We start from the raw sequence: 21,690 nt of genomic DNA on the forward strand, positions 1-21,690 counted from the left end.
TGACATCATACCTCCAGGTATCTGCTATGAAGCGCTTGCAGTACATCAAGCAACTGTTTCCCGCGGTGGATCGCACCATTCCACGTACGCCCATACAGACGGTGGCTGACATCGATTGGCACTTCAGACATGCGACATCCCAAACGCAATGCATCGATTGTCAACCCGACTTCCATGCCATACCCCCGTGCCAGTGATTCAATCTGCGTAAACATCTCCCGGCGCAAGACTCGTTGCCCGGACAAAGGAGCCATACACGTATACGTTGTGCAATGATGAATACCGGCCCGGGCAATGCCTTTTGTAATGCCGAATCCTTGCTTGCTGCAAATAGTTGGCAAGACGCCGATCGTCATGTCCGCTTCCCCTCGTTCCAAAGGAGCGAACAACGGATGAATCCCCTGTACGCTGGCACCTAAGTCGGCATCACAAAAAAGCAGCCATTCTTCTTTTGCTTGTCTGATACCCGCCCAAGCCGCAGCTGCTTTTCCCATATTTTTTGAAAAACGTAATACGCTCGCACCCGCATGTTTCGCGAGATCTGCCGTTTGGTCCCGTGAACCATCATCAACAACCCAAATCTCCGCAATCTCCGGCATGTTCTGCAAGCCACGTATCGTATCTGTAATTTGGTCAGCTTCATTATAAGCAGGAATAATTGCAGAAACTCTCAACGTCATTGACCAAACACCTCTTTGCTCATTTTTCCATCAGGCAGCAATGTTTTTGCAACTGCTTTCGTTCCATAGTGGCCATGAGCGCCGTTCAAAACATCAATCAACGCAATTTGACCGGCCGGATGGTCGATATTGTCAATCGTAGATATCGGATATTCAGGGAACCACTTTGCAAACATTTCCTTGCTGTCGGATCGTTCTGCCGTGACGATCGGCAGTTGTCGCCGTACAAATGCGCGAATGAGCAGTTGATCAAACTGCCGCACGCCTGCGCGCCATTGTGATGAATCGGCGCTGTAAGTTCCTCCGGCAAGTATCACATGATCCGGTTGACCTGCAGCATGTTGCATGATCTCAAGCAGGCCCAACCGTTCGAGAGATTGAAGATGCGTCTCATTGCCCGACAATAGATCATTCACCAAGGAATTGACATACAATTCGGATTGTGAGCAGTCTTTGGACCACCCCAATGCCGATACTTGCTCCTCATTTAACGCATTGTTCAGCAAAGCGCCCAATTGGCTGACCTGCACATTCCAGGTGATTTCCGCTCCAGCCTCGCGCAGACTTTCGATCATCTCTGACGTATCGACCGAAGTGACGCTGATCACCAGAATATGTTTGCCTGACAGCCGATTTGCAATATAATGACTTTCCACTGCTCTCAACTCGTGTTTCGTGCTGGACGATTCTTTTTCCAATTGATCGGTTTTTTCCTGCAGAACATGCTGCTGTTCCAACAATGAATGATAACGGGATTCCAAACGTTGCAAAATACCTGCCTGCTGTTTTGTCATCCATTCGGGGGCCATTACAGTTCCGAGAAACATCCCGATGCCTAGCGATAAAAAAATGCCTGCGATTGTAAGCACATGATACCGGAAATGATACATAGTTTTTCTCACGCTCCACCCATCATCTTGGCTAGGGGAGTATCAAACGAACTTGCAACAGGAACATATGGAAAACCTGGCGAGCGACGGGATTCACCCAACTTAAGATACCTAACGGCAGCATCGATGCCGCACAAACGAACAACACCGGCTTAATGCCCAAGCGTGTTCGATACAACTGGCTGACACCTTTTGCGTCAATCAATTTTCCGCCAATTCGCAAACGGGTCAGCAACGTACTGGCCATTCCTTTTCGGCCTTTTTCATAAAAATCAAGCATATTCGTATGTGTTCCGACTGCTACGATTAACGATGCGCCTGCGTGATCCGCCAGCAACATCGCAATATCCTCGCTGGTTCCCGGTGCATTGCATACATGTGCAGACAGGCCCATCCTCTGCAAGCGTTCCAGCCCAGGTGAACGTCCATCTGCATAGGCATGAACCACTCGCTCCTGAACCAGTTCCAATGCCTGATCGGAAACGCTGTCCATATCGCCGATGATAGCATGCGGACGCAACCCGATTTCAAGCAACGCGTCTGCACCGCCATCCACCGCGATGATAACGGGCCGCTGTTCCCGAATATATGAAAGAATCGCCAATACATCTTCCCGATAATTTTTTCCGCGGGCAATTACCAGCACATGTTTCCCTTCCATGCTCACTGCTAATGTCGGGAACTCCAATTGTCCAAAGAACATTCCTTTTTCCGTCTCTACATAGCGAAATGTGTTCTCGATAAAATCGTTTAACGCTTCTTGAAGATGCTGCTCTGCATACTGCATTTTTTGGGAAATCGTAGCGATATCAAGACGACGTCCCTGACAAATGACCTGTGTACCGATACCCACTTTGTCCCCATCTACCCAAATCTGTTGTCCTTCCTGAATGTTTTCGAATACGTTCGGGCCACAACAATCGACAATCGGGATTCCAGCTTTGAGCAGTGCCATCGGACCTTGGTTGGCAAATCCGCCAGTCATAGAGTCTGCTTGGTTCACAATCAATTTTGCACGTGCGAGAATTAAACTTTCTGCTGCCAGCAAGTCAATGTCTTGATGATCGATCACTGCGATTTCACCAGGCATCATTCGTTTTACGACTTGTTTTGTCCGTCGATCTACCCGTGCTACGCCTTTCAGCCATCGATCGTCGGAAAGGCGCCGCTTGCGTTTCATAGGAGGATCATCCCCTTGATACGAATTCGGCTTTCTGCATTTGTAGTATGAGATTCTTCTGGAAAAATCATTCAATCATCCGCAAAAAATATAAAAAGTCCCGATAGTGAAAACTACCGGGATTTTTTAAGAAATCCGCACCGATGCAAAGGAAAACTTGACTTCTCCAAGCTTTTCGACGCATCATGAGCTGGCATGCAATAAAAAACACAATACAAACACCATCATTCTGCTACATGTTCGAGTCGTTTGTAATCTCCGTTTTTTCCTCCGGACTTTTCCAACAGATATATCGAAGCAATTTCCATCCCTTTGTCAACCGCCTTACACATGTCATAAATCGTTAATGAAGCGACAGACACGGCTGTTAATGCTTCCATCTCCACACCCGTCTCCGCTTTCGTAGCAACTGTCGCATACACGTACAGCAGACTTGGATCTTCCGGATATTGAAATGCAATATCCACTTTGGTCAATGGCAGCGGATGGCACATCGGGATCATGTCTGAAGTTTTTTTGGCTGCAAGAATTCCTGCCACTTGGCTGACTGCCAACACGTCACCTTTTTTACTGCCGCCGTTTTGTATGATGGTTCGGGTTTCCGGCTGCATCCTGATTGCTGCAAATGCCACCGCAACACGCTTTGAAACTGGTTTTTCCGAGACATCCACCATATGGGCCCGTCCCTGTTCGTTGATATGTGTCAACTCATTCATGAATTATCCTCCGATTTGCGACATCCGGCGATCTGTCGGCATATGACCCAACTCTTGCTGCAACAATTGTTTTGCCATCTCATGACTTTCCGGCTTGATTCCCAATGCGTCGAACAGCAATCGTTTCATGCCATCTTCATCGCCGATAAAATTCCTGACATTATATTCATAAGACCAGTAGAGGCAAGGTTTCAAAAATCCGTCTGCCGTCAAACGCAGCCGATTGCAGTTGGCGCAGAAATGATCGCTGACCGGATGAATAAAGCCGATCGAACCGGAGTACCCGTCTTTGTGAAAATATTCGGCTGGACCATTTCCGGCAAATGTACTCTCCCGTTGCTGAAATCCCATCTGTTCGATGCTCTCCCGCACCTGACTGAGTGGTGTATAAGCATCCCGCCAGGCATCATCCGCATGGCCAATCGGCATATATTCAATAAACCGGATATGATATGGATGTGTCTCGATCAACCGAATGAAGTCTGGAATTTCGTCCAGATTTTGTTTCATTAAAACGGTATTGATTTTAATCGGCTGCATGCCGACGCGAACGGCTGCTTCCAGCCCGCGCAATACTTTTTGCAAATCGCCGCCGCGGGTAATTTCGGCAAAGCGCGCGTCCTTTAGCGAGTCAATACTGATATTGATCCGGGTGACACCGGCCGCACGCAATGGTTCGGCAAGCGCTTCAAGCAAGATCCCGTTTGTGGTCAGGGCAATATCTTCAATGCCAGGTATCTTTGACAGCTTGGCAATCAGTTTTGTCAAATCTTTTCGTACCAGCGGTTCTCCACCTGTTATGCGAAGTTTCCGCACACCCAGCTTTGCCGCAACTTCCACTACATAGGAAATTTCTTCATACGATAAAATTTTTTTATTTTCCATCCACTGCAAACCTTCTGCCGGCATGCAATACACACAGCGCAAATTGCAACGGTCCGTAACAGAAATGCGTAAGTAGTCATGAATCCGACCGAACCGGTCTTTTAACAATGACTCCATACCTTCACCTGCTTTCTCATCCATCCATGAATCTCATTCTTTAACCGAATCTATATTAAGAATATTCAGCACTGTCATGAATTTGCTTTTTATTCCAACTTAATAAACATAGCAAAGAAACGATCTCTGGTTCATTATAGCATATACCGTACCACTTTTTGTCGAAATAGTGGTATGATAGATCTGTTTCTTTCACATGTTGCGCATATAGAATTGTTTGTTCATTATATGACGATAGAAAGGTTGAAATATATGTCTTACCAGATTCAACTATTCGCTGGGGTAGCAGAACAAATCGGCAGCAGCCAAGTTGAGATTGCACTGCCTGAACCGGCGTCACTGATTGAGATTCGTGAAACGCTTTGTTCCCTTTACCCGCAAATCCAATCAATTATCCAACAATGTTTTTTTGCTGTCAATGAATCCTATACAACCATTGATACAACTGTTTCCTATCAGGATCAAATTGCTGTTATTCCACCTGTAAGCGGTGGAGAACCACCTTATCTTTGTACTTTGACAAATGATGAAATCAACGTCAATGAACTGATGAAGCACGTTTCCAATCGTCATGCCGGAGCCATTCTCGCATTCGTCGGCATTGTCCGGGAATTTACAGGTGATAAACAAACCATTCATTTGGAATATGAAGGGTATGCAAAAATGGCGATTCAAACAATGTACCAAATTTGTGATGAAATCCAAGAGCGGTGGCCGGCAGCAGAAGTTGCGATGACACACCGGTTGGGTGTGCTGCAGCCGGAAGATATCAGTATTGCAATTGTGGTGGCTACTCCACATCGGCCCGCAGCATTCGAAGCAGGGCGGTATGCCATCGAACGATTCAAAAAAATTGTCCCCATTTGGAAAAAAGAAAAGTGGTCAGACGGCTCCGAATGGATTGGCGAACAATCGGGAACTCCCTGGAATCCACTGATCTGATCAAAAAATATCGATATACGCTTGTGAGGTGACATCAAACATGGAGTTGGATCGTGCCCGTTATTCGAGACAAATTCTCTTCCCCAACATTGGCGAAGAAGGACAATTGCGGCTTTTGCAAAGTCGTGTGGCAATCGTCGGCATGGGTGCTTTAGGGACAGTATTGGCAAACCATATGGTACGGGCGGGCGCAGGATTTGTCCGGTTGATCGATCGGGATTTCGTCGAGTGGAGCAACTTGCAGAGACAAATGTTATATGATGAAAACGATGCGAAACAACTGCTGCCGAAAGCGGAAGCGGCTGCCGGCAAATTGCGCCAGATCAATTCAAGCGTAGTCATCGAACCGATCGTCGCCGATTTGACCAGTCAAAATGCAGAACAATGGTTAGCGGACGTCGATCTTATTTTGGATGGCACGGATAATTTCCAAATTCGTTTTTTAATCAACGATGTCAGTGTAAAACACCAGATCCCTTGGGTTTACGGCGGTGCAGTCAGCGCACATGGCATGACGTTTGCAATCATCCCTGGCCGCACTCCGTGTTTGCGCTGTATGTTCGCTTCTGCTCCTGCGCCAGGCACGACGCCCACCTGTGATACGGCTGGTGTCATTGGGCCGATTATTCATGTCATTGCATCCTTACAGGCAACAGAAGCAATCAAATACCTGACGGGTCATGCAGATGCCGTAAGTCGTGTTTCGACGTCTGTCGATGTATGGAACACCCAATTTCGGCAAATCGATTTGACACATGCCAAACAACCATCCTGCATCTGCTGCGGACAGCATACATTTGAATATCTGCAAACATCCATACAAGAACAAACCACTACCCTGTGTGGTCGGGACACGGTGCAAGTTCACCCCAAAGAAGAAGTCCGGATCCCTCTTGCCGATTTTGCAAAACGCATGGAGCCGATCGGCAAGGTGGAAGCCAATCGTTTTCTGGTTCGCGTTCATATAAAGGACTATGTCCTCGTCGTGTTTCCCGATGGCCGTGCATTGGTGCAAGGAACAAACGAGCCAGGTATTGCCCGCAGTTTATATGCCAAATATATCGGGATGTAAATCGGGATGCGGCGATTTTGATTCTATGGATTATGGTGATGGGATTGAACCGTCAAGAAATAACATTGCTCTGATGTGAAAAACGAATGAAACATACATGTTGCGTTTTATAGTATGACATGCATGTTTCATTCGTTTTCTATATATATCATTCTATTTCCTATATATAACACTCGATTGAAAGATCTATAATCAATACGCGATCATATTGTAAACGCTTACCGACTCTGCAGTAAGAGACGAATGTCTCCTACTTCGACGAACTTTATGAAAGTCCGTCGTCTTCATCTTCCATCTGCAAATGGGTGAGAGAGTTTGTCTTACGTTTTTTTATGTTTCTATGAAGTGTGACAAGAGGATCTTGCTCGGTAGAAAAATATGAACGAAGCCAGGACAAAAACTCTTCTTCACTCATTTTCGATGGAGGCAAAGGGGTGCGTTCATTCATAAGAAAAGACACCTCTTCTCAAGGAATGAGTATTATGACAAAAATTCGACATTTCTCTTGCAAATTCCTTCTTTTCATTTCTAACAAAAAAAGAAAGTTTTATACAACACATTAACATTCTTTACGTAATTATAACACAGTTTGTATCATTTTTCATGAACGAGATTCCACCGTTTGGTTTCTTGTCTGTCCAATACGAACGTATCGTCAGACCGACCGAATAAAAGTGATACATAGTCGGCATCTACGAGATAAAACCGTTTAATTAACCTGCTCATTTGCGATCTGTCAAACAATTGAATGCCTACCCTGCTTGCCAGCGATATTGCCGCATCAGCAAATTGCCGATTTGTAACAATCCATGCACGATCTGCTTCATAAAAAGCCCGGGCTGCATGTGTTTGTTGTACGACCATCAACGGCACTTCCTGACCGATGGAGAGCGGTTGCGTTCGCAATACGATTCGTTCGCCGAGTTTTTCCAATACAGCATCCGCCCCTTGCCCGTCTTGTGTCATATCCGATACCCGATAGCCCGCATGTGTAAACATCAAAAATACTTCTTTTATGAAAGCATCCTGATCCAGTCCGTCAAATGTCTCAATCGTCTTTGGTATGGCAGGCGGCTTTTTGGAAATCAGAACATCCCGCAACACCTGTACCCGTTTGGCTCGTATCACATCCCCCAACTGTTCTTGCACAATTGTCTCTAATAGATGTTCCAGCCGTTGCCGTTCTCGCGGAACCTGTTTTTGCCGAATCGATTCGGCAATTTCGAAATCATCAAAATGTTGAAGCAAAAATTGCGCCAGGTAGCGCGTTTGACAATACAGCGGGCGGACGCCGTAATCTTCCGGGCGAACATCGCCGATCAAATCGATATACCGGTGAATCACATCTTCAACGGAAAACGATTTTGGCATCTGTTCCAGCAGCTTTCCTGTCAGGCGTTCACAGCGATGTTGATGAACCGCCCGATTGATCCATAAAATCAATACATCCAAATCTTCAATGCTGACTCCTTGCAAGCGCAGAAGTTCTTTTAAATCCAGCAGCAATGCCGGCAGCCGATTCTTTTCATACGCCAAAGGCCCCTCCTCTTTATTTGTGCCATCCATGGCAACCTGAGATGTTTTGACAACCTGCAACGTATCGTCTTCCGTGAGTTCCCATTCAAACGGAAGCAAAACATTGAATGCCACTGCAAACCTTTGTATGTATGGTTGTACTTGCAGATATTTTTCTTCATGCCTGCGAATATGGCGCAACAGGGAACGTTCCGACCATTTTTTCTTCGTATAGCCTGTTACTGCCTGCAGATGATCTTCCCGCAGGTACATCCACCACCAAACGAGCAAAAACACGGCGCCAATCAATTTAAGCGCCAATTGACGCATATGTACACCGATGCCTAAAAACGACAGTCCGGTAATGACGATAAAAAGTTGGGCTTTTATATGTGATTTCATCTCTTGCAATCCCTCCTTTCATCAGTATGACCGAACTTTTCCCAATCCTTACCTCGAAAGAAGAATTCTGCGTTTAAAAATGAAAGCAACTGCAACCGCCATCCGTTTCGAACGATTTTCTCGTTCCCGCATCCGGAAACAAAAAGGGACGCCTGGCAAGCCATTTTTGCTTACACCGCGTCCTTCCTCCAGCTTATTACACATACAGCAATTCTTTCGGGTAACGGGTCAATGCTCTTCCTTTCCCCGCTTGTACAACAACCGTATCTTCGATTCGCACGCCGGCGATTTTGGGAATATATACGCCAGGTTCGATGGTAAATGCCATTCCATTTTCGATCTGTTCTTCCGCTTTTTCATGTACATATGGAGGTTCATGGATTTCCATGCCCAACCCATGCCCGGTGCGGTGAACAAAGTATGGCCCATAGCCTTCTTCTGCAATGACGTTGCGCGTTGCAATATCCACATTTCGCAGCGGAAGACCTGCTTGTACGGTTTCCAAACCTTTCGCTTGCGCCCTGTAAACCACCTCATATTGCTTTTGCAAATCTGCCGAAATGTCCCCAACGGCAAACGTGCGTGTGATATCGGAACAGTATCCGGCATGAATGGTCCCTAAATCCACAATCACCAACTCACCTGTTCGAAACGCCCGCTTGGAAGGCACGCCATGCGGATTGGCCGCTTGTTCTCCGCCTAATACCATTGTCGCGAACGACATGCCGGAAACTCCGCGTTTTTTCAGTTGATACTCGATTTCCGCAATGACATCCAATTCCGAGACCCCTGCTGCAATCGACTTGCGGGCGATCTCAACCGCATAATCGGCCGTTTGGCACGCTTCTTCCAAGAGAGCAATTTCTGCTTCGTCTTTATACAGACGCAATTTGGAAAAAGCTGCAGAAACGTCGACAAATCTGCTATCCGGCCAAAATCCTTGCAGTGTTTGGCAGCGCTGCACAGTCAGCGTATCAAACTCGAGGGCAATTCCCCTGCCATTCCAATGTTGCAAATAGCCTGGAATGATGTCTGTATCCCCATCCTTATAGCAAAACATTTCGGTATCCTTAAAGAAGCCGCCGGCTTTTTCCGCTTCCAAAGCCGGCACGACAACCGTGGCTTGCCCGTCTGCAGACAATGCCAGACAGACAAACCGTTCATGCGGATCGATCAAAAAGCCGCTCAAATAATAGATATGTCTGGGATTTGTTACAATCACCCCGGCAATGGCTTGATCTGCAATCCATTGCGCCAACCGTTTCCGCCGTTCCATAAACATACATATACCTCCCAATCGATACAATAATCAGTTGCCCCTGCCTGCATCCAATCCAATCCAATCCAATCCAATCCAATCCAATCCAATCCAATCCAATCCAATCCAATCCAATCCAAACGGAACAAAATTTCAATGATCGCGGTTTTCATGTCTTCTTACATGTATGTCAGGAGCCCGCGCCGCGATACCTTTTTATCCCTGCATTCCAGACGAAAATGCCAATCGTCATGGCGATAGCGCCAACGATCGGCGTCAATATCGTCCATAGGAGATATCCGGGTTTGTGCAAAAAATACATGGCCGGATAGACGCCGACGAAAGCAAATGGCAGCACCCATGTCAACAGCGCGCGTATTGCCTTGTTATAAATGTCCACCGGATATCGGCCATAGCTGCCGATATTATAGATCAGCGGAATAATTCCCGTTTTCGAATCTGTCCAAAAACCGATGCTGGCAAGTGTCACATAAATGCCGCCATAGACAAAATTACTGCCCAGCACCAGCAGCAACAGTACAAAACTATCATACCATTGAAAAGAAAGGTGCAATTGATTCCCGCTATACACCATAACGGCAATGCCGGTGATCACTCCGCTCAAGGATTCCAGCGTCATCGTTTCCAGCAAGATCTGAAACAGACTGTACACAGGTCTTGTCAATATCCGATCCATTTCGCCTTTTATGATATACCGATCTTGAACATTCCAGAGATTTCCCCAAAAGGTATCGAAGATTGCATACGGAATCAAAAAATACCCGTAGATAAACACGATTTCTTCCCGAGACCAGCCGGATAATGTGGGAACTTTTGCAAACACGATAAAAATAAACAATAGGTTAATACATTGATTCAAAAGATTGGAAAAGAAATCCACCAGGAAATCCGTTCGGTAAATCATTCTTGATTTCATATATTGCTTCATATAATCCATACAAATGGACGTATAAAACATCTGGTTATCACCCCCCTTGCACTGTCAGCGAACGCGCCGCTTTGCGCCAGACGATTTGCAAGATCACAAGGAATATGGCAATCCATAGCATTTGCCGGCCAATGGCAAGCCAAGCGGCATGCCCATGGAGAACTCCCGTAAATAAAAGATTGGGCAGATAGCTGATCCCTTGAAACGGGAGATCGTTCATGATTTTTTGCGCCCACAGCGGATAATAACTGAGCGGCAAAAACAACCCGGACAACAAATCGACCAAAATGCGTTTGGCCCGGATCAGTCCTTGATTGTTGAAAATAAAAAACGAACTTAATCCTGTCAGCATATTCAGCATGGAGTTTAAAATAAAACTCAATACGATACTCACCAGAAACCACCCCCAAGCGGAAGCGTGCTTGGGCAACTGAACCGGAAACAGAAACACAGCCAAAACCATGCCCGGAATCATAAAAAACAGAAAACGAAACAATCCTTCCCCAAACGCCTGCATGATCTTGATCACCAGATAATGATACGGCCGCAACAACTCCACAACCACCGTGCCATCCCGGATCTCTGTTGCGATTTCCCGATCCAGATTATTAAAATAAAAGGCCCGCGCCATCCAGGATATCGCGATGTATGTGGTCATCTGCACCGCACTCAGCCCGCCCATCGTAGCTCCGCTGCCGATTTTGCTCGCATATACGGCATTCCATAAAAAATAGTAAGCGCCGATATTGATACTGTACACTAAAATTCCGCTATAATAATTCACACGATACGCCAGCATCATCAAAAATTTGATTCGAATCATTTCCAGATAGGCTGACCACACTACGCCCGTCCCCCTTCGTAGATATGGCGAACGATCTCCTCCGTACTCGTTTCGATCATGGCCAAATCCCGCACTTGAAACTGTGCCGCCAATTGGGTCATCAGATTCGACAGGGAGTAAGACGGATCCTTTAGAAGAAATTCGTACTCCAACTCATGATTTCTTTGAATCACGACCGGCTGCTCCACAAATATCCTGTGCAAAGACTCCATTTTTACACGATCCGCAAACGATACCCGAACCGCCCGCTCGCCTGCCCACTTGGCGCGAAGTTCTGACAGTGTGCCGTCATAGATGATATTCCCCTTGTCCAACATCACCACGCGGGAACACAGCGCTTCGATATCTCCGATATCATGTGTTGTCAGCATGATCGTCGTCCCATATTGTTCATTCATTTCTTTTAAAAATTCACGGATTCGCAATTTTACCATCACATCGAGTCCAATCGTCGGTTCATCCAAAAACAGCAGGCGTGGATTATGAACCAGGGATGCGGCCAATTCGCAGCGCATTCGCTGTCCAAGACTGAGTTTTCGCACCGGTTTGTCCAATAACTCCTCCAGATCTAGCGTTTCGATGATGTGTGCCATATGTGGTTGATACCGCTCAAGGGGAACCCGGTACACTTTGCGCAGCAATTCAAAGGATTCACGTACGGCAATATCCCACCACAACTGGCTTCTCTGGCCGAATACAACGCCAATTGTCCGTACAAACGCTTCCCGGTTCTCATACGGAACCATGCCGTTCACTGACAAGTTCCCGGAAGTAGGCATTAAAATCCCTGTCAACATCTTGATCGTGGTTGATTTGCCCGCACCGTTCGAGCCGATATAACCCACGATTTCACCCGGTTGTATCAGCAAATCAATATGATTGACAGCATTCACCATCATATGTTCTCTGTTGAATAAATCACGAATGGCCCCCATCAACCCCGGTCGGCTTTTAAAAATCTGAAATTCTTTTGTCAGCCCTTTTGCGGCAACAATCGGGCCGTCTTGTTTATGAACCACGCTCGTTTCTCCTTCCCCTTTACTTCAAAAACGAAAGTAATAGTCCAAATGCTATTGTACTGGTTTCTGCAAGATCTTAAAAGAGTGAAATCAAGGAAGTGATCGAAACTGCCAAAGACTGCTGTTATGCATTCCTACACAATGTACTGCAATGGCACAGTTTTTTCAATGGATCACAAATGATTCCGTTCACAATTCTGTCATGATGTTCACAGTTTTGTAACGTGCGGTTCCATAGGGGAGACGTATAATTGAATCAAGCCCCTTTTGGGCATAGTACCCCTACCCCATTGATACCCTGGTGGAAATACACTAGGGTTTTTTCTCTATTGCTGCATAAGTCGCATAATAAGATAGGATCAAAAGATAAAACAGCACCCAAAATTTACCCGTATAAAAAGGAATTCAAATTCCTTCCATGCGCTCAGCATTTGCCGAACAGATGGACAGAAACATGAATTCCTGACGGTTTCTGCGACTTGTTTGACTTTTAGAGAAATTTCAAAAAGTAGTCAAAACTCCACGGCGGATTGTTTAACCACTTTTTGAACAATCATTTTTAGTTTCTACAGCAGCAAATTCTCGATTTCCAATACATCCTGCAAAATATAATCGGTATCTAACGCTTCAAAAGACGCGCGCGCCTTTTCCCCCGACAACCCTGTAAGTGTAGCGGCAAACTTGCATCCAATCGCTTTTGCGGCGTAATAATCGGCCAGCGAGTCACCGACAATCAAAATATCCTCAACGTTCGGAAGAGGCAAGTCAAGTGTCAGCAACTCCAGAATATCCGTCTGCTTCCCATACAATGCTTCCAGGTAACAAAATGGATGAGGCTTCGCTAATGGTGCATATTGCGGATACTTTTGTTCCGCTGCCAACACATCACTTGCCGTGACGACGCGATTCAAATCAAAATACTTGAGAACACCGATTTCCGATAATGGAACACGAGTTTCCAAATTGGGTCTGCCGGTAGCAATCCCAAGCGTATAGCCTTTCTCCTGCAACCGTTGCAAAAGCGACTGCAAACGATCCACAGGCGCCAATACGATCTCATCTTTTAAAAACCCTCGTTTACCGCTTTGAATCAATGGAATTTTCGTCTCTTGCACATATAATTCTTCTCCTATGTACCACTCTTGAAACGCCCGTTGGCATAAATTCCAAAGGGAAGAATTTCTGCTGAAGAAATTGCACTCCATTTGGAAATGTGTCTCGATCATTTGATTAAACACGGAAAACAATTCATGTTTCTGTGCTCTCGAATCCGCAAATCCTTGCACAAAGGCCGGGTAATCGGGCTTAAGCTCTATTTCACGAAATTTCGCGCCTAATTCTTGCAAGGATTCACGTGTAAACGGCTCGCGCAAATAAGATTCTGCCACTTGCTTCTGATCAAGTTGAATCAATCCCCTTACCAGTTGATAGGACACCTGCAAAAACACCATATCCCAATTGGAGTTAATCCCTCGGCTTTTGATAAAATTCAACACTCGATTGCAATCAAACACCATGTCGCGTATGTTTCGAATCGTCGACTCTGCAACGGGAAGATGGAAATCCAACCCCAACCCCAAGTAGTTTTCACTTCCGAGGATTTCCCAAACACATAAAGCAGAAGCATCAAAATATCTCTCTTCTTTCAAAAAAACGCCATCGACATCAAACAAAATTGTGTGCATATTCGCTCCCTATTTCCTTTCATGAATTTATGTCGCATTATAATACAAATGAAAGCCGCAAACAATAAAGAAAACAATAAAGAAAACAACTTAGAGAATCGAATGCTTCCCTAAGTTGTTGTTGAAATCACTGTTCTTTGACTCCCGATACACGATTCGATCACACGCTGTTCAAAAGACCGGGGAATTGTTTTGCTTTTTCCACAGATCTGCGCCATTGCTATTTGTAAACAGGAAAATTTCTGTTCGATTAAACAGCAACTACTTCCGTGACTTCAGGTAGTTCCGCACGAATCGCCCGTTCGATTCCCATTTTCAACGTCATGGTGCTCATCGGGCAACCGCCGCAAGCGCCTTGCATTTGTACATACAAAACTCCAGTCTCTTGGTCAAACTCAACGACTTCAACATTCCCGCCGTCCGCTTCGAGACCGGGACGAATTTTATCTAAAACAGTTTCAATACGATCTAACATAGTAAGCCCTCCAATATAAACAAATACCAATTCTAGTATATCGCAAATTCTTTTTAAAGTAAATTTACCCCAAGATCATTCTGTAAATATTTAGCAATCCTGTAAAATCCAAAAATCCGACATGTTTCGTCGATCTGGTTTGCTTCAAAATCTCTTTAGCGTTCACAAAGCGCTCATTTTGTCAAATTATGCGCTTGCCCAGGAAATAATGATTCTCCCGCCGCACCCGGCAATAATTCCCGACACGTTTGCTTTAAGTCGGCAGGTGATCCAGATGGCACCGTCTGTAAATATTCAAGGTGATTTTTCGTTTTATAACTAAAGAATGTTCCAAATCGGGAAAATACATGCGGATCTACATCTTTGTTTACACCAGCGACTACAAATCGCCCGTGAACCGTGGAAAACGTAACATTCCACGCTTCCCGCTGCATGTCCGGAGTAAACCAGGCAAATGTGACGTACAAAGCGGGCGTCGGCGTCATCCGAAACGCCTTGACGTCGATAAATATATAATCAAGCTTGATCGGCTCCGTCAATTTCCCTGGTGGCCACAACGACGCAACTTCGGTTATTTGCGAACGGGGAAACGCTGCGGCTATCATTTGTTTCCATTGATTGTTGGAACTGCCATGATGATACACAATGTTGTATAATTGGTCATTCATTTGCCGCAATTCGGTAATCACTTGCTCGGGTTGAATGTCTTTTTTATATTGATCAGCCACATTTGTTTCCGTTCCCGTCGGCAGTTGCTCCACTACCTGTTCAAAAGACATGTACGTGAGACCTGCTTGCGGTTCATTGGATTGATGAATAAAATCCAGCAAATTATAACCGATTTGCTGAATCGATTCCATGATCGATGGTTTAAAAACAGTCAGCAATGTTTGATCGCTCCGGACAAGATTTGCTTCAATCTGCATGTCATCAGCAAGCGGCAATGTTTTCGCCCACACAAAATCTTGATCCCGATGAATTTCCACATTGTATTTTCCATTGGGAACATCCCAGTTAAAAACCGAGCCAACTAACGCCCGATAGGCAACTCCATTATCAATGCCGACCATTTTGACATACGACTGTCCGTTGCTTGCGGGAATCGATGGAATCGTATAGGATTCCAACGCAATGGACTGCATCGGATCCGTATCGGCTTTCTTGCTCATCCGGCTTGCCATTTGCACCGTCGATATGGCATCGTCAACTTCCGCATCGATAAATGAATCACGTATCATTCCTTTTCCGATCATCTGCGGTCCTTGCATGGGCCCCTCAAAACTCTTTGCTTTTTCACGCAAAAGATTTAAATCAATCTGACAGAATTGCTTATTTATCGGATCATTCATCTGCATGAGCAAAACCAGATCATGTGCAAGTATATAAATTCCGCCCAGATTTGGCAGCCCTGTTGTCTTCATAAGTTGAAACGCACGTTTTTGCAATTCATCCGCCTTTGATATGTTCGTATCGGAAAGATTCTGAATTAACGTAGCAATCTGTTGATAATCCGCATAGGATGGTTTTTCCTGTGCCACTCCATCGGTCTGTTGATACAAATCATGATTGAGCGATAAAATCAGCAATTCCAATTGGATCCTATGCGTCATACTTTCCGCATTCCAATACGCCAACTGATCCGCTGTTTCATTCGCATCACGAAATCGGTGATAAAATATGCCCCGCAATTTCAGGTTTTGACTTAACACATCATTCAGTTCTGTTCCATACAACGGTTCGTCCACGTGTAAATTCCCGACTGCGCGGCTATAATCCACGATTATGTCATTCATCGATTCACTTCGAAAAGGCAGGTACAAAAAATACCCATATACAAGCAAAACAACCGCAAGCAAAATATAGGTGCGTATTTGTTTGAGATACATGCCATCACCGTTCAATTTAGGTTTTATGTAAATTACGTACTGTTACACTCTATTAAAACAAACATTCGTGCAGATTGAAATCGTATCCACAAAATTTTATTCATTTCAGACAGCAGCAGGTATGTGATGCTTCTGTCGGCTGTAAAGATGCTTGGTACTTTCAAAGAATTACACGAAAACAACGGCAGCTGCCATGAATCGTATAAAGTTTCCATGCATGTGCCGATGCCGTTTGGTCAAGAGTTATTATAGAAGGAGCAATTCCTGTAATGAAGTAATTTAAGCTTTGAACGAAAAAAGCACCTCTTGTATACTAGGAAACGTTCGACGCAGAACAATACCTACATACGAAAAGAGGCGCTCACATGAAGTATAAGACGAAGCAGAAACAGAATCAACGGATTACAAGAATTACCGAGAACACATTGGTGGTTGGAGCTGACATCGCAAAGAAGATACACGTAGCTCGAGCTGTGGATTTCCGTGGAATTGAGCTTGGGAAGGACTGTGTGTTTCACAACGACCAGGAAGGGCTGACGAAGCTGGCAGCGTGGATGAAGGAGCTTGGCCGAATTCATGAGAAAACAGACATTATATTCGGCATTGAACCGACTGGACACTACTGGTTCCCGTTAGCGGCGTTTTTGAAGGAGCAAGGCATTCAGGTTGTTGTTGTCAATCCGCATCATGTGAACAAGAGCAAGGAGCTCGAGGACAACTCACAGACCAAAAGCGACTACAAGGATGCAAAAGTCATTGCCGACCTCATTCGGAATGGAAAGTACTCAGAACCTAACTTACCGACCAAGGAATACGCAGAATTACGCATTCTGATGAATCTTCGCGAGAAGGTCATGGTGAGCTTGATTCAAGTGAAAACACGGATCACAAACTGGTTTGACCGCTACTTTCCAGAGTATCCACAGGTATTTAAGGACTGGGAAGGGAAAGCGTCCCTCATGACCATGCGTCAGTTTCCAACTCCAGAGGAGATTGTCTCCGTAGGCGCCAGAGGCGTTCTCTCACATTGGAAGACGGAAATCAAGCGTGGGGTGGGCATTAAGAGAGCGGAGCAGCTCTATGCGACCGCAACGGCTTCCATCGGGCTTACCGAGGGACTGGCAGCGGCTCGAATCGAGCTGACTATCTTGCTGCAGCAGTACGATCTGTATGGCAAGCAGGAAGAAACCATTATGGCGCAAGTCTTGCAGATTCTTGAGAAGATCCCCGGAACTCGGCAGATGCTGAGCATCCCAGGGGTTGGTGTTCTGACCGTCGCCGGTTTCCTAGCGGAGGTTGGCGATCTCAACAACTATGATCACGGACAGCAAATCATCCGCTTGGCTGGACTGAATTTGACTGAGAATAGTTCTGGAAAACGGAAGGGGAAAACGGGGATCAGCAAGCGGGGTCGTTCTCGATTAAGAGGCATCTTGTTTCGCGCCATGCTACCGATGGTGGCCAAAAACGAAGAATTTAAAGAGCTGCACAAGTATTACACGACACGTAGTCAGAATCCGTTAAAAAAGAAGCAGTCGATCATCGCCTTATGTGGAAAACTGGTTCGCGTACTTTATACATTGGGGACAAAGCAGAAAGAGTATAACGCAAACGATGTACTGGGGCCAGTCCGACAAGCCCAGCTACAACAAAGTGCAGCATAAAATAAAAAATAGAACACGTATCAACAGCTTAGTATCTGGTTTTTAATAAATGAAATATCCACAACTGGATATTTCACAAATTCAACATTATCAACAAACTGAAAACTCGATTATTCAGATGTGCACAACTTTGACAACGGAAGCACCGGAGAAGCCGAAGGATTTTATCCATAAGGGCAACGACCCAGTCGAGGAGCAAGAATCGGCCTCCACCCCTTGAGAGGTAGAACGAAGGAATGTAAGGGCATAGACCCAGCGTGACATGGGAGGGTAAACCCCGAGGGAGAACGTGGAGATCCACTGTGCGATCATACCATTTTATCCACAGTTTGGAAATCAAGACTTTCAAGCCCTATTCCTGCCACCGGCTCTTACAGAAAAAAATGTATTGAATTCAATTTTCATCCAATATCCTCAAGGTGTCAAAGTTGTAAAACTAAGAATGAGCGAGAAAACAGGAGAAAACATTACTTTATAGTGGGAGGTTTTCCAATTTGACAAATGAACATTGGGCACCAGCCGCAAAATACATGTTTGCAATCGGAACGCTTTTTACACTGGCAACCGCTTTATCGACTGCATTTCTAAACGTTTTTTTCTGGAAGGAACACAAAAGTCTAAGTGCAATTGCACTTTATAACGGAATGCAGTTCGTCATGATTCCCATCCTCTTTTCCATATGTCGAAAACTTCCGTGGAAGCATTCGGAGCTTTATATCCGGGCTGGCATTTTTTTTTACGGAATCTCCTACGGGCTGCTACTTTTCCTGAAATCCTATGCCAATCCGTATGTGTTGGGAATCACGTTCGGGATTGGCGCCGGTTTTTACTGGTTTGCCTACAATTTGTTGTCATTTCGAGTTCTACAAGAACACCAACGCGCCAGTTTCAACGGTTATATTGGAGTTTTCAATTCGTTGTCAAATGTGGCGGCGCCGCTCGTTTCAGGAATCATCATTACAAACACGGCAGGGAATTTGGGATATTTTTTGATCTTCGGACTTTCTGTCAGCTTATTCTTGATCGCTTTCTTGCTGTCATTTCGTTTGCATGCAAAACCGTACGATATTCCGACAGCTCCTTTATTCCGGCGACAACACCCAAACTGGAACAAAATTCTCGTAGGGAATGTTTTACAAGGGATGAAGGAAGGAGTATTTTCCTATCTTCCAGCCATTCTTGTTTACATCACGACACAAAGTGAAATGTCATTAGGGAAGTATAGCGCAATTACCGCTTTCATTTCCAGTATTTCCTTTTTTATAATGGGAAAATATTTAAGCAAACGTTGGTTCAACGAGTGCATGATCGTTGGATCCATGCTTTCGACTGCAGCGATCGCAGTTTTTATGATCCGGTTAAATTTTACCATGGTTATGCTCTACGGGTTAATTACTGCCATATCCGTTCCCGTATTTTCTGTCCCTTTTCTGACGCGGGTATTGCATGTGATTGATGAGGCGCATGAAATTCATCAACAAGAGTATCTGGTGGAGCGGGAGATTTGTTTAAATACCGGGCGCGTGCTAAGTGTAGGGAGCTTTCTACTGGGGTATGACGTCTTTCCGAAAGAATGGATCCCGATCTATCTCTTGACACTAGGCGTCATGCAAGTAATCGCCGTATTTATTTTCCGGTCGGTAAAAATCAATACTACATTTTTTGCTCATGAAACGATTGAGAAAAACGATCGACACACACATTTTATCAGACAAAAAAGGAAGCGATTATTAAAAAATAAGTAATTTTTGAATACAGATTAAGGATTACATGGGAAGCTTTAAAAATTCGCATACTATGTTTATTGCTACGTTTTTGAAACGGGATCTTTCATTGAGAAGTGGAATTTTTCATTATAGTATGAATTTTAAGTAAAATATAAATTTTTTGTTATTTATAAAAAAGCATGAGATTTTAAAATTTGTCGAAAAACATCGAAATTCGTCGTTACTGTATTCTAAATCCGGTTTTTCTTTTTATTTTTTAATTTTTTAGTAATCATTATTTTTTGACTTTTTCGATACTCAAATGTAAACTTGGACATCATCGGGAAAGAGGAGTAAGAAATGAGTCTATTTAGAAAAAAATCCATATCGACACTGTTGAAAGAGACAGAAAAAAACAATCAATCTTTAAAAAAGGTTCTGGGACCGCTCGATTTAACATTCCTTGGAATCGGTGGCATTATCGGAACCGGTATTTTTGTTTTAACTGGGGTAACGGCTGCCCAACATGCCGGACCCGCACTCGTAATTTCGTTTATCTTGGCGGGAATTGCCTGCGTGTTCGCAGGACTGTGCTATGCTGAATTTGCATCGTCCGTTCCCGTAGCCGGAAGTGCGTATACATATAGTTATGCATCCTTAGGCGAAATCATCGCCTGGATCATCGGCTGGGATTTGATTCTGGAGTACGGACTTGCCGCATCGGCTGTTTCTGCCGGATGGTCTGGTTATTTCCAGAGTTTGTTAAGCGGATTCGGCGTCCATATACCCACTGTGATTTCCAGTGCATGGAATCCGGCAAAAGGAACTTATTTCGATTTGCCCGCAATTGTCATCGTTTTATTGATTACATTCTTATTATCCCGGGGCGTGAAAGAATCTACACGCGTCAACAATCTCATCGTGTTTATCAAATTGATCGTAGTCGTATTGTTTATTATAGTTGGTGCCGGATATGTGAAGCCGTCCAACTGGACGCCGTTTATGCCTTTTGGTTTCTCCGGCGTAGCTACGGGTGCCGCAACCGTATTTTTTGCCTATATCGGTTTCGACGCCGTCTCCACGGCTGCTGAGGAAGTGAAACGGCCGCAGCGGGATTTGCCGATCGGAATTATCGCATCGTTGGTGATTTGTACCGTTCTCTATATCGTGGTTTCAGGAATTCTGACGGGAATCGTACCGTATTCTCAATTGAATGTGAAAAATCCTGTATCCTTTGCCATGATATTTGTCCACCAAAATTGGGTCGCAGGTTTTATCTCATTAGGAGCGATTTGCGGTATTACTACCGTTTTGCTCGTTATGATCTACGGCCAAACCCGCATTTTTTATGCCATGTCCAGAGACGGATTATTGCCTAAGGCGTTCTCTACCGTTCATCCCCGGTTTAAAACGCCGTATGGTTCCACATGGTTGACCGGTATCATCGCAGCCCTCGTGGGAGGATTTGTTCCTTTGGATGTATTGGCTGATTTGGTATCCATTGGCACATTGGCAGCATTTGCGTTGGTCTCGATCGGCGTTATCGTTTTACGCCGCACACAACCGGATTTGCCAAGGGCGTTTCGCGCACCGGGCGTTCCATTTACACCGATCGTGTCCGCGATTGCCTGTGTGTATTTGATGATTCAATTGCGAGCCATTACTTGGGAAGCATTTTTAATCTGGTTTATCATTGGTTTGCTGGTATATGCGTTTTATGGACGAACACATAGCGAGTTACACAGCAAAGCATAAGTAGAGTACTTTTTGGAAAGATTCTTTGGCGCCGCCTTAAAGCCGTTTTC

At 45.0% G+C, this 21,690-nt stretch carries 20 protein-coding genes; 5 read left to right on the forward strand and 15 right to left on the reverse strand.

Annotation, left to right across the window (positions count from 1 at the left end; all coding sequences use genetic code 11):
• Window positions 1-5 precede the first annotated feature (5 nt).
• The 5 genes from LSG31_RS19005 to moaA form a co-directional block, all read right to left on the reverse strand.
• Complete coding sequence (locus tag LSG31_RS19005) at window positions 6-680, reverse strand: glycosyltransferase family 2 protein (RefSeq protein WP_347436613.1); 675 nt, start codon at window positions 678-680, stop codon at window positions 6-8.
• On the reverse strand, window positions 677-1,582 hold the full coding sequence (locus tag LSG31_RS19010; protein ID WP_347436614.1) for a copper transporter: 906 nt from the start codon (window positions 1,580-1,582) through the stop codon (window positions 677-679). Before LSG31_RS19010 ends, LSG31_RS19005 begins: the two co-directional genes overlap by 4 nt.
• Window positions 1,583-1,601: 19 nt before the next feature.
• Window positions 1,602-2,750: a putative cytokinetic ring protein SteA gene (gene steA, locus LSG31_RS19015; RefSeq protein WP_347436615.1), complete on the reverse strand. Its 1,149-nt coding sequence runs from the start codon at window positions 2,748-2,750 to the stop codon at window positions 1,602-1,604.
• 224 nt (window positions 2,751-2,974) lie between these two features.
• The gene (gene moaC / locus LSG31_RS19020) at window positions 2,975-3,466 is read right to left on the reverse strand and encodes a cyclic pyranopterin monophosphate synthase MoaC (RefSeq protein ID WP_347436616.1); all 492 of its coding nucleotides are present in this window, start codon (window positions 3,464-3,466) and stop codon (window positions 2,975-2,977) included.
• 3 nt (window positions 3,467-3,469) lie between these two features.
• Window positions 3,470-4,468 (reverse strand): GTP 3',8-cyclase MoaA, encoded by a 999-nt coding sequence (moaA, locus tag LSG31_RS19025; RefSeq protein WP_347439566.1) that lies wholly within the window; start codon window positions 4,466-4,468, stop codon window positions 3,470-3,472.
• Between the two features lie 252 nt (window positions 4,469-4,720).
• Between moaA and LSG31_RS19030 the strand changes: the two genes are divergently transcribed.
• Both LSG31_RS19030 and LSG31_RS19035 read left to right on the forward strand, forming a co-directional pair.
• On the forward strand, window positions 4,721-5,410 hold the full coding sequence (locus LSG31_RS19030) for a molybdenum cofactor biosynthesis protein MoaE (RefSeq protein WP_347436617.1): 690 nt from the start codon (window positions 4,721-4,723) through the stop codon (window positions 5,408-5,410).
• Between the two features lie 40 nt (window positions 5,411-5,450).
• Window positions 5,451-6,482, forward strand: coding sequence for a ThiF family adenylyltransferase (locus tag LSG31_RS19035; RefSeq protein WP_430734212.1), 1,032 nt, complete (start codon window positions 5,451-5,453; stop codon window positions 6,480-6,482).
• A 265-nt stretch (window positions 6,483-6,747) separates the two neighbouring features.
• On the opposite strand, the gene LSG31_RS19040 is transcribed toward LSG31_RS19035, so the two are convergent.
• The 10 genes from LSG31_RS19040 to LSG31_RS19085 all read right to left on the reverse strand — a co-directional run bounded on the left by LSG31_RS19040 (window position 6,748) and on the right by LSG31_RS19085 (window position 16,515).
• A complete protein-coding gene (locus LSG31_RS19040) occupies window positions 6,748-6,930 on the reverse strand; it encodes a hypothetical protein (protein WP_347436618.1) in 183 nt (60 codons plus the stop codon).
• A 146-nt stretch (window positions 6,931-7,076) separates the two neighbouring features.
• Window positions 7,077-8,399, reverse strand: coding sequence for a restriction endonuclease (locus LSG31_RS19045; RefSeq protein WP_347436619.1), 1,323 nt, complete (start codon window positions 8,397-8,399; stop codon window positions 7,077-7,079).
• Window positions 8,400-8,595: 196 nt separating this feature from the next.
• Window positions 8,596-9,681 carry a M24 family metallopeptidase gene (locus LSG31_RS19050; RefSeq protein ID WP_347436620.1) on the reverse strand — a complete coding sequence of 362 codons (1,086 nt, stop codon included), beginning with the start codon at window positions 9,679-9,681 and terminating at the stop codon, window positions 8,596-8,598.
• Window positions 9,618-9,830 carry a hypothetical protein gene (locus LSG31_RS19055; protein WP_347436621.1) on the reverse strand — a complete coding sequence of 71 codons (213 nt, stop codon included), beginning with the start codon at window positions 9,828-9,830 and terminating at the stop codon, window positions 9,618-9,620. The genes LSG31_RS19050 and LSG31_RS19055 overlap by 64 nt, the downstream gene beginning before the upstream one ends.
• Before the next feature lie 17 nt (window positions 9,831-9,847).
• Complete coding sequence (locus LSG31_RS19060) at window positions 9,848-10,636, reverse strand: ABC transporter permease (RefSeq protein WP_347436622.1); 789 nt, start codon at window positions 10,634-10,636, stop codon at window positions 9,848-9,850.
• A gap of 7 nt (window positions 10,637-10,643) precedes the next feature.
• Window positions 10,644-11,450, reverse strand: coding sequence for an ABC transporter permease (locus LSG31_RS19065; RefSeq protein ID WP_347436623.1), 807 nt, complete (start codon window positions 11,448-11,450; stop codon window positions 10,644-10,646).
• Window positions 11,450-12,469 carry an ABC transporter ATP-binding protein gene (locus LSG31_RS19070; RefSeq protein ID WP_347436624.1) on the reverse strand — a complete coding sequence of 340 codons (1,020 nt, stop codon included), beginning with the start codon at window positions 12,467-12,469 and terminating at the stop codon, window positions 11,450-11,452. Before LSG31_RS19070 ends, LSG31_RS19065 begins: the two co-directional genes overlap by 1 nt.
• 566 nt (window positions 12,470-13,035) lie before the next feature.
• Window positions 13,036-14,154 carry an HAD family hydrolase gene (locus LSG31_RS19075; RefSeq protein ID WP_347436625.1) on the reverse strand — a complete coding sequence of 373 codons (1,119 nt, stop codon included), beginning with the start codon at window positions 14,152-14,154 and terminating at the stop codon, window positions 13,036-13,038.
• 250 nt (window positions 14,155-14,404) lie between these two features.
• Window positions 14,405-14,629 (reverse strand): NifU family protein, encoded by a 225-nt coding sequence (locus LSG31_RS19080; RefSeq protein WP_347436626.1) that lies wholly within the window; start codon window positions 14,627-14,629, stop codon window positions 14,405-14,407.
• A gap of 173 nt (window positions 14,630-14,802) precedes the next feature.
• Entirely contained in the window at window positions 14,803-16,515 is a 1,713-nt protein-coding gene (locus LSG31_RS19085; protein WP_347436627.1) for a hypothetical protein, read from the reverse strand.
• A gap of 365 nt (window positions 16,516-16,880) precedes the next feature.
• On the opposite strand from LSG31_RS19085, the gene LSG31_RS19090 reads away from it, so the two are divergent.
• From LSG31_RS19090 to bcaP, 3 genes are all read left to right on the forward strand, one after another.
• Window positions 16,881-18,179: an IS110 family RNA-guided transposase gene (locus LSG31_RS19090; protein ID WP_347436551.1), complete on the forward strand. Its 1,299-nt coding sequence runs from the start codon at window positions 16,881-16,883 to the stop codon at window positions 18,177-18,179.
• A 494-nt stretch (window positions 18,180-18,673) separates the two neighbouring features.
• A complete protein-coding gene (locus LSG31_RS19095; protein ID WP_347436628.1) occupies window positions 18,674-19,924 on the forward strand; it encodes an MFS transporter in 1,251 nt (416 codons plus the stop codon).
• Window positions 19,925-20,245: 321 nt separating this feature from the next.
• The gene (gene bcaP, locus LSG31_RS19100) at window positions 20,246-21,640 is read left to right on the forward strand and encodes a branched-chain amino acid transporter BcaP (protein WP_347436629.1); all 1,395 of its coding nucleotides are present in this window, start codon (window positions 20,246-20,248) and stop codon (window positions 21,638-21,640) included.
• Window positions 21,641-21,690: the final 50 nt, after the last annotated feature.

Source organism: Fodinisporobacter ferrooxydans (genome assembly GCF_022818495.1).
Lineage (GTDB): Bacteria > Bacillota > Bacilli > Tumebacillales > MYW30-H2 > Fodinisporobacter > Fodinisporobacter ferrooxydans.

What these genes read in the sequence shown, in the direction of transcription:
- LSG31_RS19005 (WP_347436613.1), bottom strand. Translation starts at nt 680, where the DNA reads ATGACGTTGAGAGTTTCTGCAATTATTCCTGCTTATAATGAAGCTGAC.
- steA (WP_347436615.1), bottom strand. Translation starts at nt 2,750, where the DNA reads ATGAAACGCAAGCGGCGCCTTTCCGACGATCGATGGCTGAAAGGCGTA.
- moaC (WP_347436616.1), bottom strand. Translation starts at nt 3,466, where the DNA reads ATGAATGAGTTGACACATATCAACGAACAGGGACGGGCCCATATGGTG.
- moaA (WP_347439566.1), bottom strand. Translation starts at nt 4,468, where the DNA reads ATGGAGTCATTGTTAAAAGACCGGTTCGGTCGGATTCATGACTACTTA.
- LSG31_RS19030 (WP_347436617.1), top strand. Translation starts at nt 4,721, where the DNA reads ATGTCTTACCAGATTCAACTATTCGCTGGGGTAGCAGAACAAATCGGC.
- LSG31_RS19035 (WP_430734212.1), top strand. Translation starts at nt 5,451, where the DNA reads ATGGAGTTGGATCGTGCCCGTTATTCGAGACAAATTCTCTTCCCCAAC.
- LSG31_RS19040 (WP_347436618.1), bottom strand. Translation starts at nt 6,930, where the DNA reads ATGAATGAACGCACCCCTTTGCCTCCATCGAAAATGAGTGAAGAAGAG.
- LSG31_RS19045 (WP_347436619.1), bottom strand. Translation starts at nt 8,399, where the DNA reads ATGAAATCACATATAAAAGCCCAACTTTTTATCGTCATTACCGGACTG.
- LSG31_RS19050 (WP_347436620.1), bottom strand. Translation starts at nt 9,681, where the DNA reads ATGTTTATGGAACGGCGGAAACGGTTGGCGCAATGGATTGCAGATCAA.
- LSG31_RS19055 (WP_347436621.1), bottom strand. Translation starts at nt 9,830, where the DNA reads ATGAAAACCGCGATCATTGAAATTTTGTTCCGTTTGGATTGGATTGGA.
- LSG31_RS19060 (WP_347436622.1), bottom strand. Translation starts at nt 10,636, where the DNA reads ATGTTTTATACGTCCATTTGTATGGATTATATGAAGCAATATATGAAA.
- LSG31_RS19075 (WP_347436625.1), bottom strand. Translation starts at nt 14,154, where the DNA reads ATGCACACAATTTTGTTTGATGTCGATGGCGTTTTTTTGAAAGAAGAG.
- LSG31_RS19080 (WP_347436626.1), bottom strand. Translation starts at nt 14,629, where the DNA reads ATGTTAGATCGTATTGAAACTGTTTTAGATAAAATTCGTCCCGGTCTC.
- LSG31_RS19085 (WP_347436627.1), bottom strand. Translation starts at nt 16,515, where the DNA reads ATGTATCTCAAACAAATACGCACCTATATTTTGCTTGCGGTTGTTTTG.
- LSG31_RS19090 (WP_347436551.1), top strand. Translation starts at nt 16,881, where the DNA reads ATGAAGTATAAGACGAAGCAGAAACAGAATCAACGGATTACAAGAATT.
- bcaP (WP_347436629.1), top strand. Translation starts at nt 20,246, where the DNA reads ATGAGTCTATTTAGAAAAAAATCCATATCGACACTGTTGAAAGAGACA.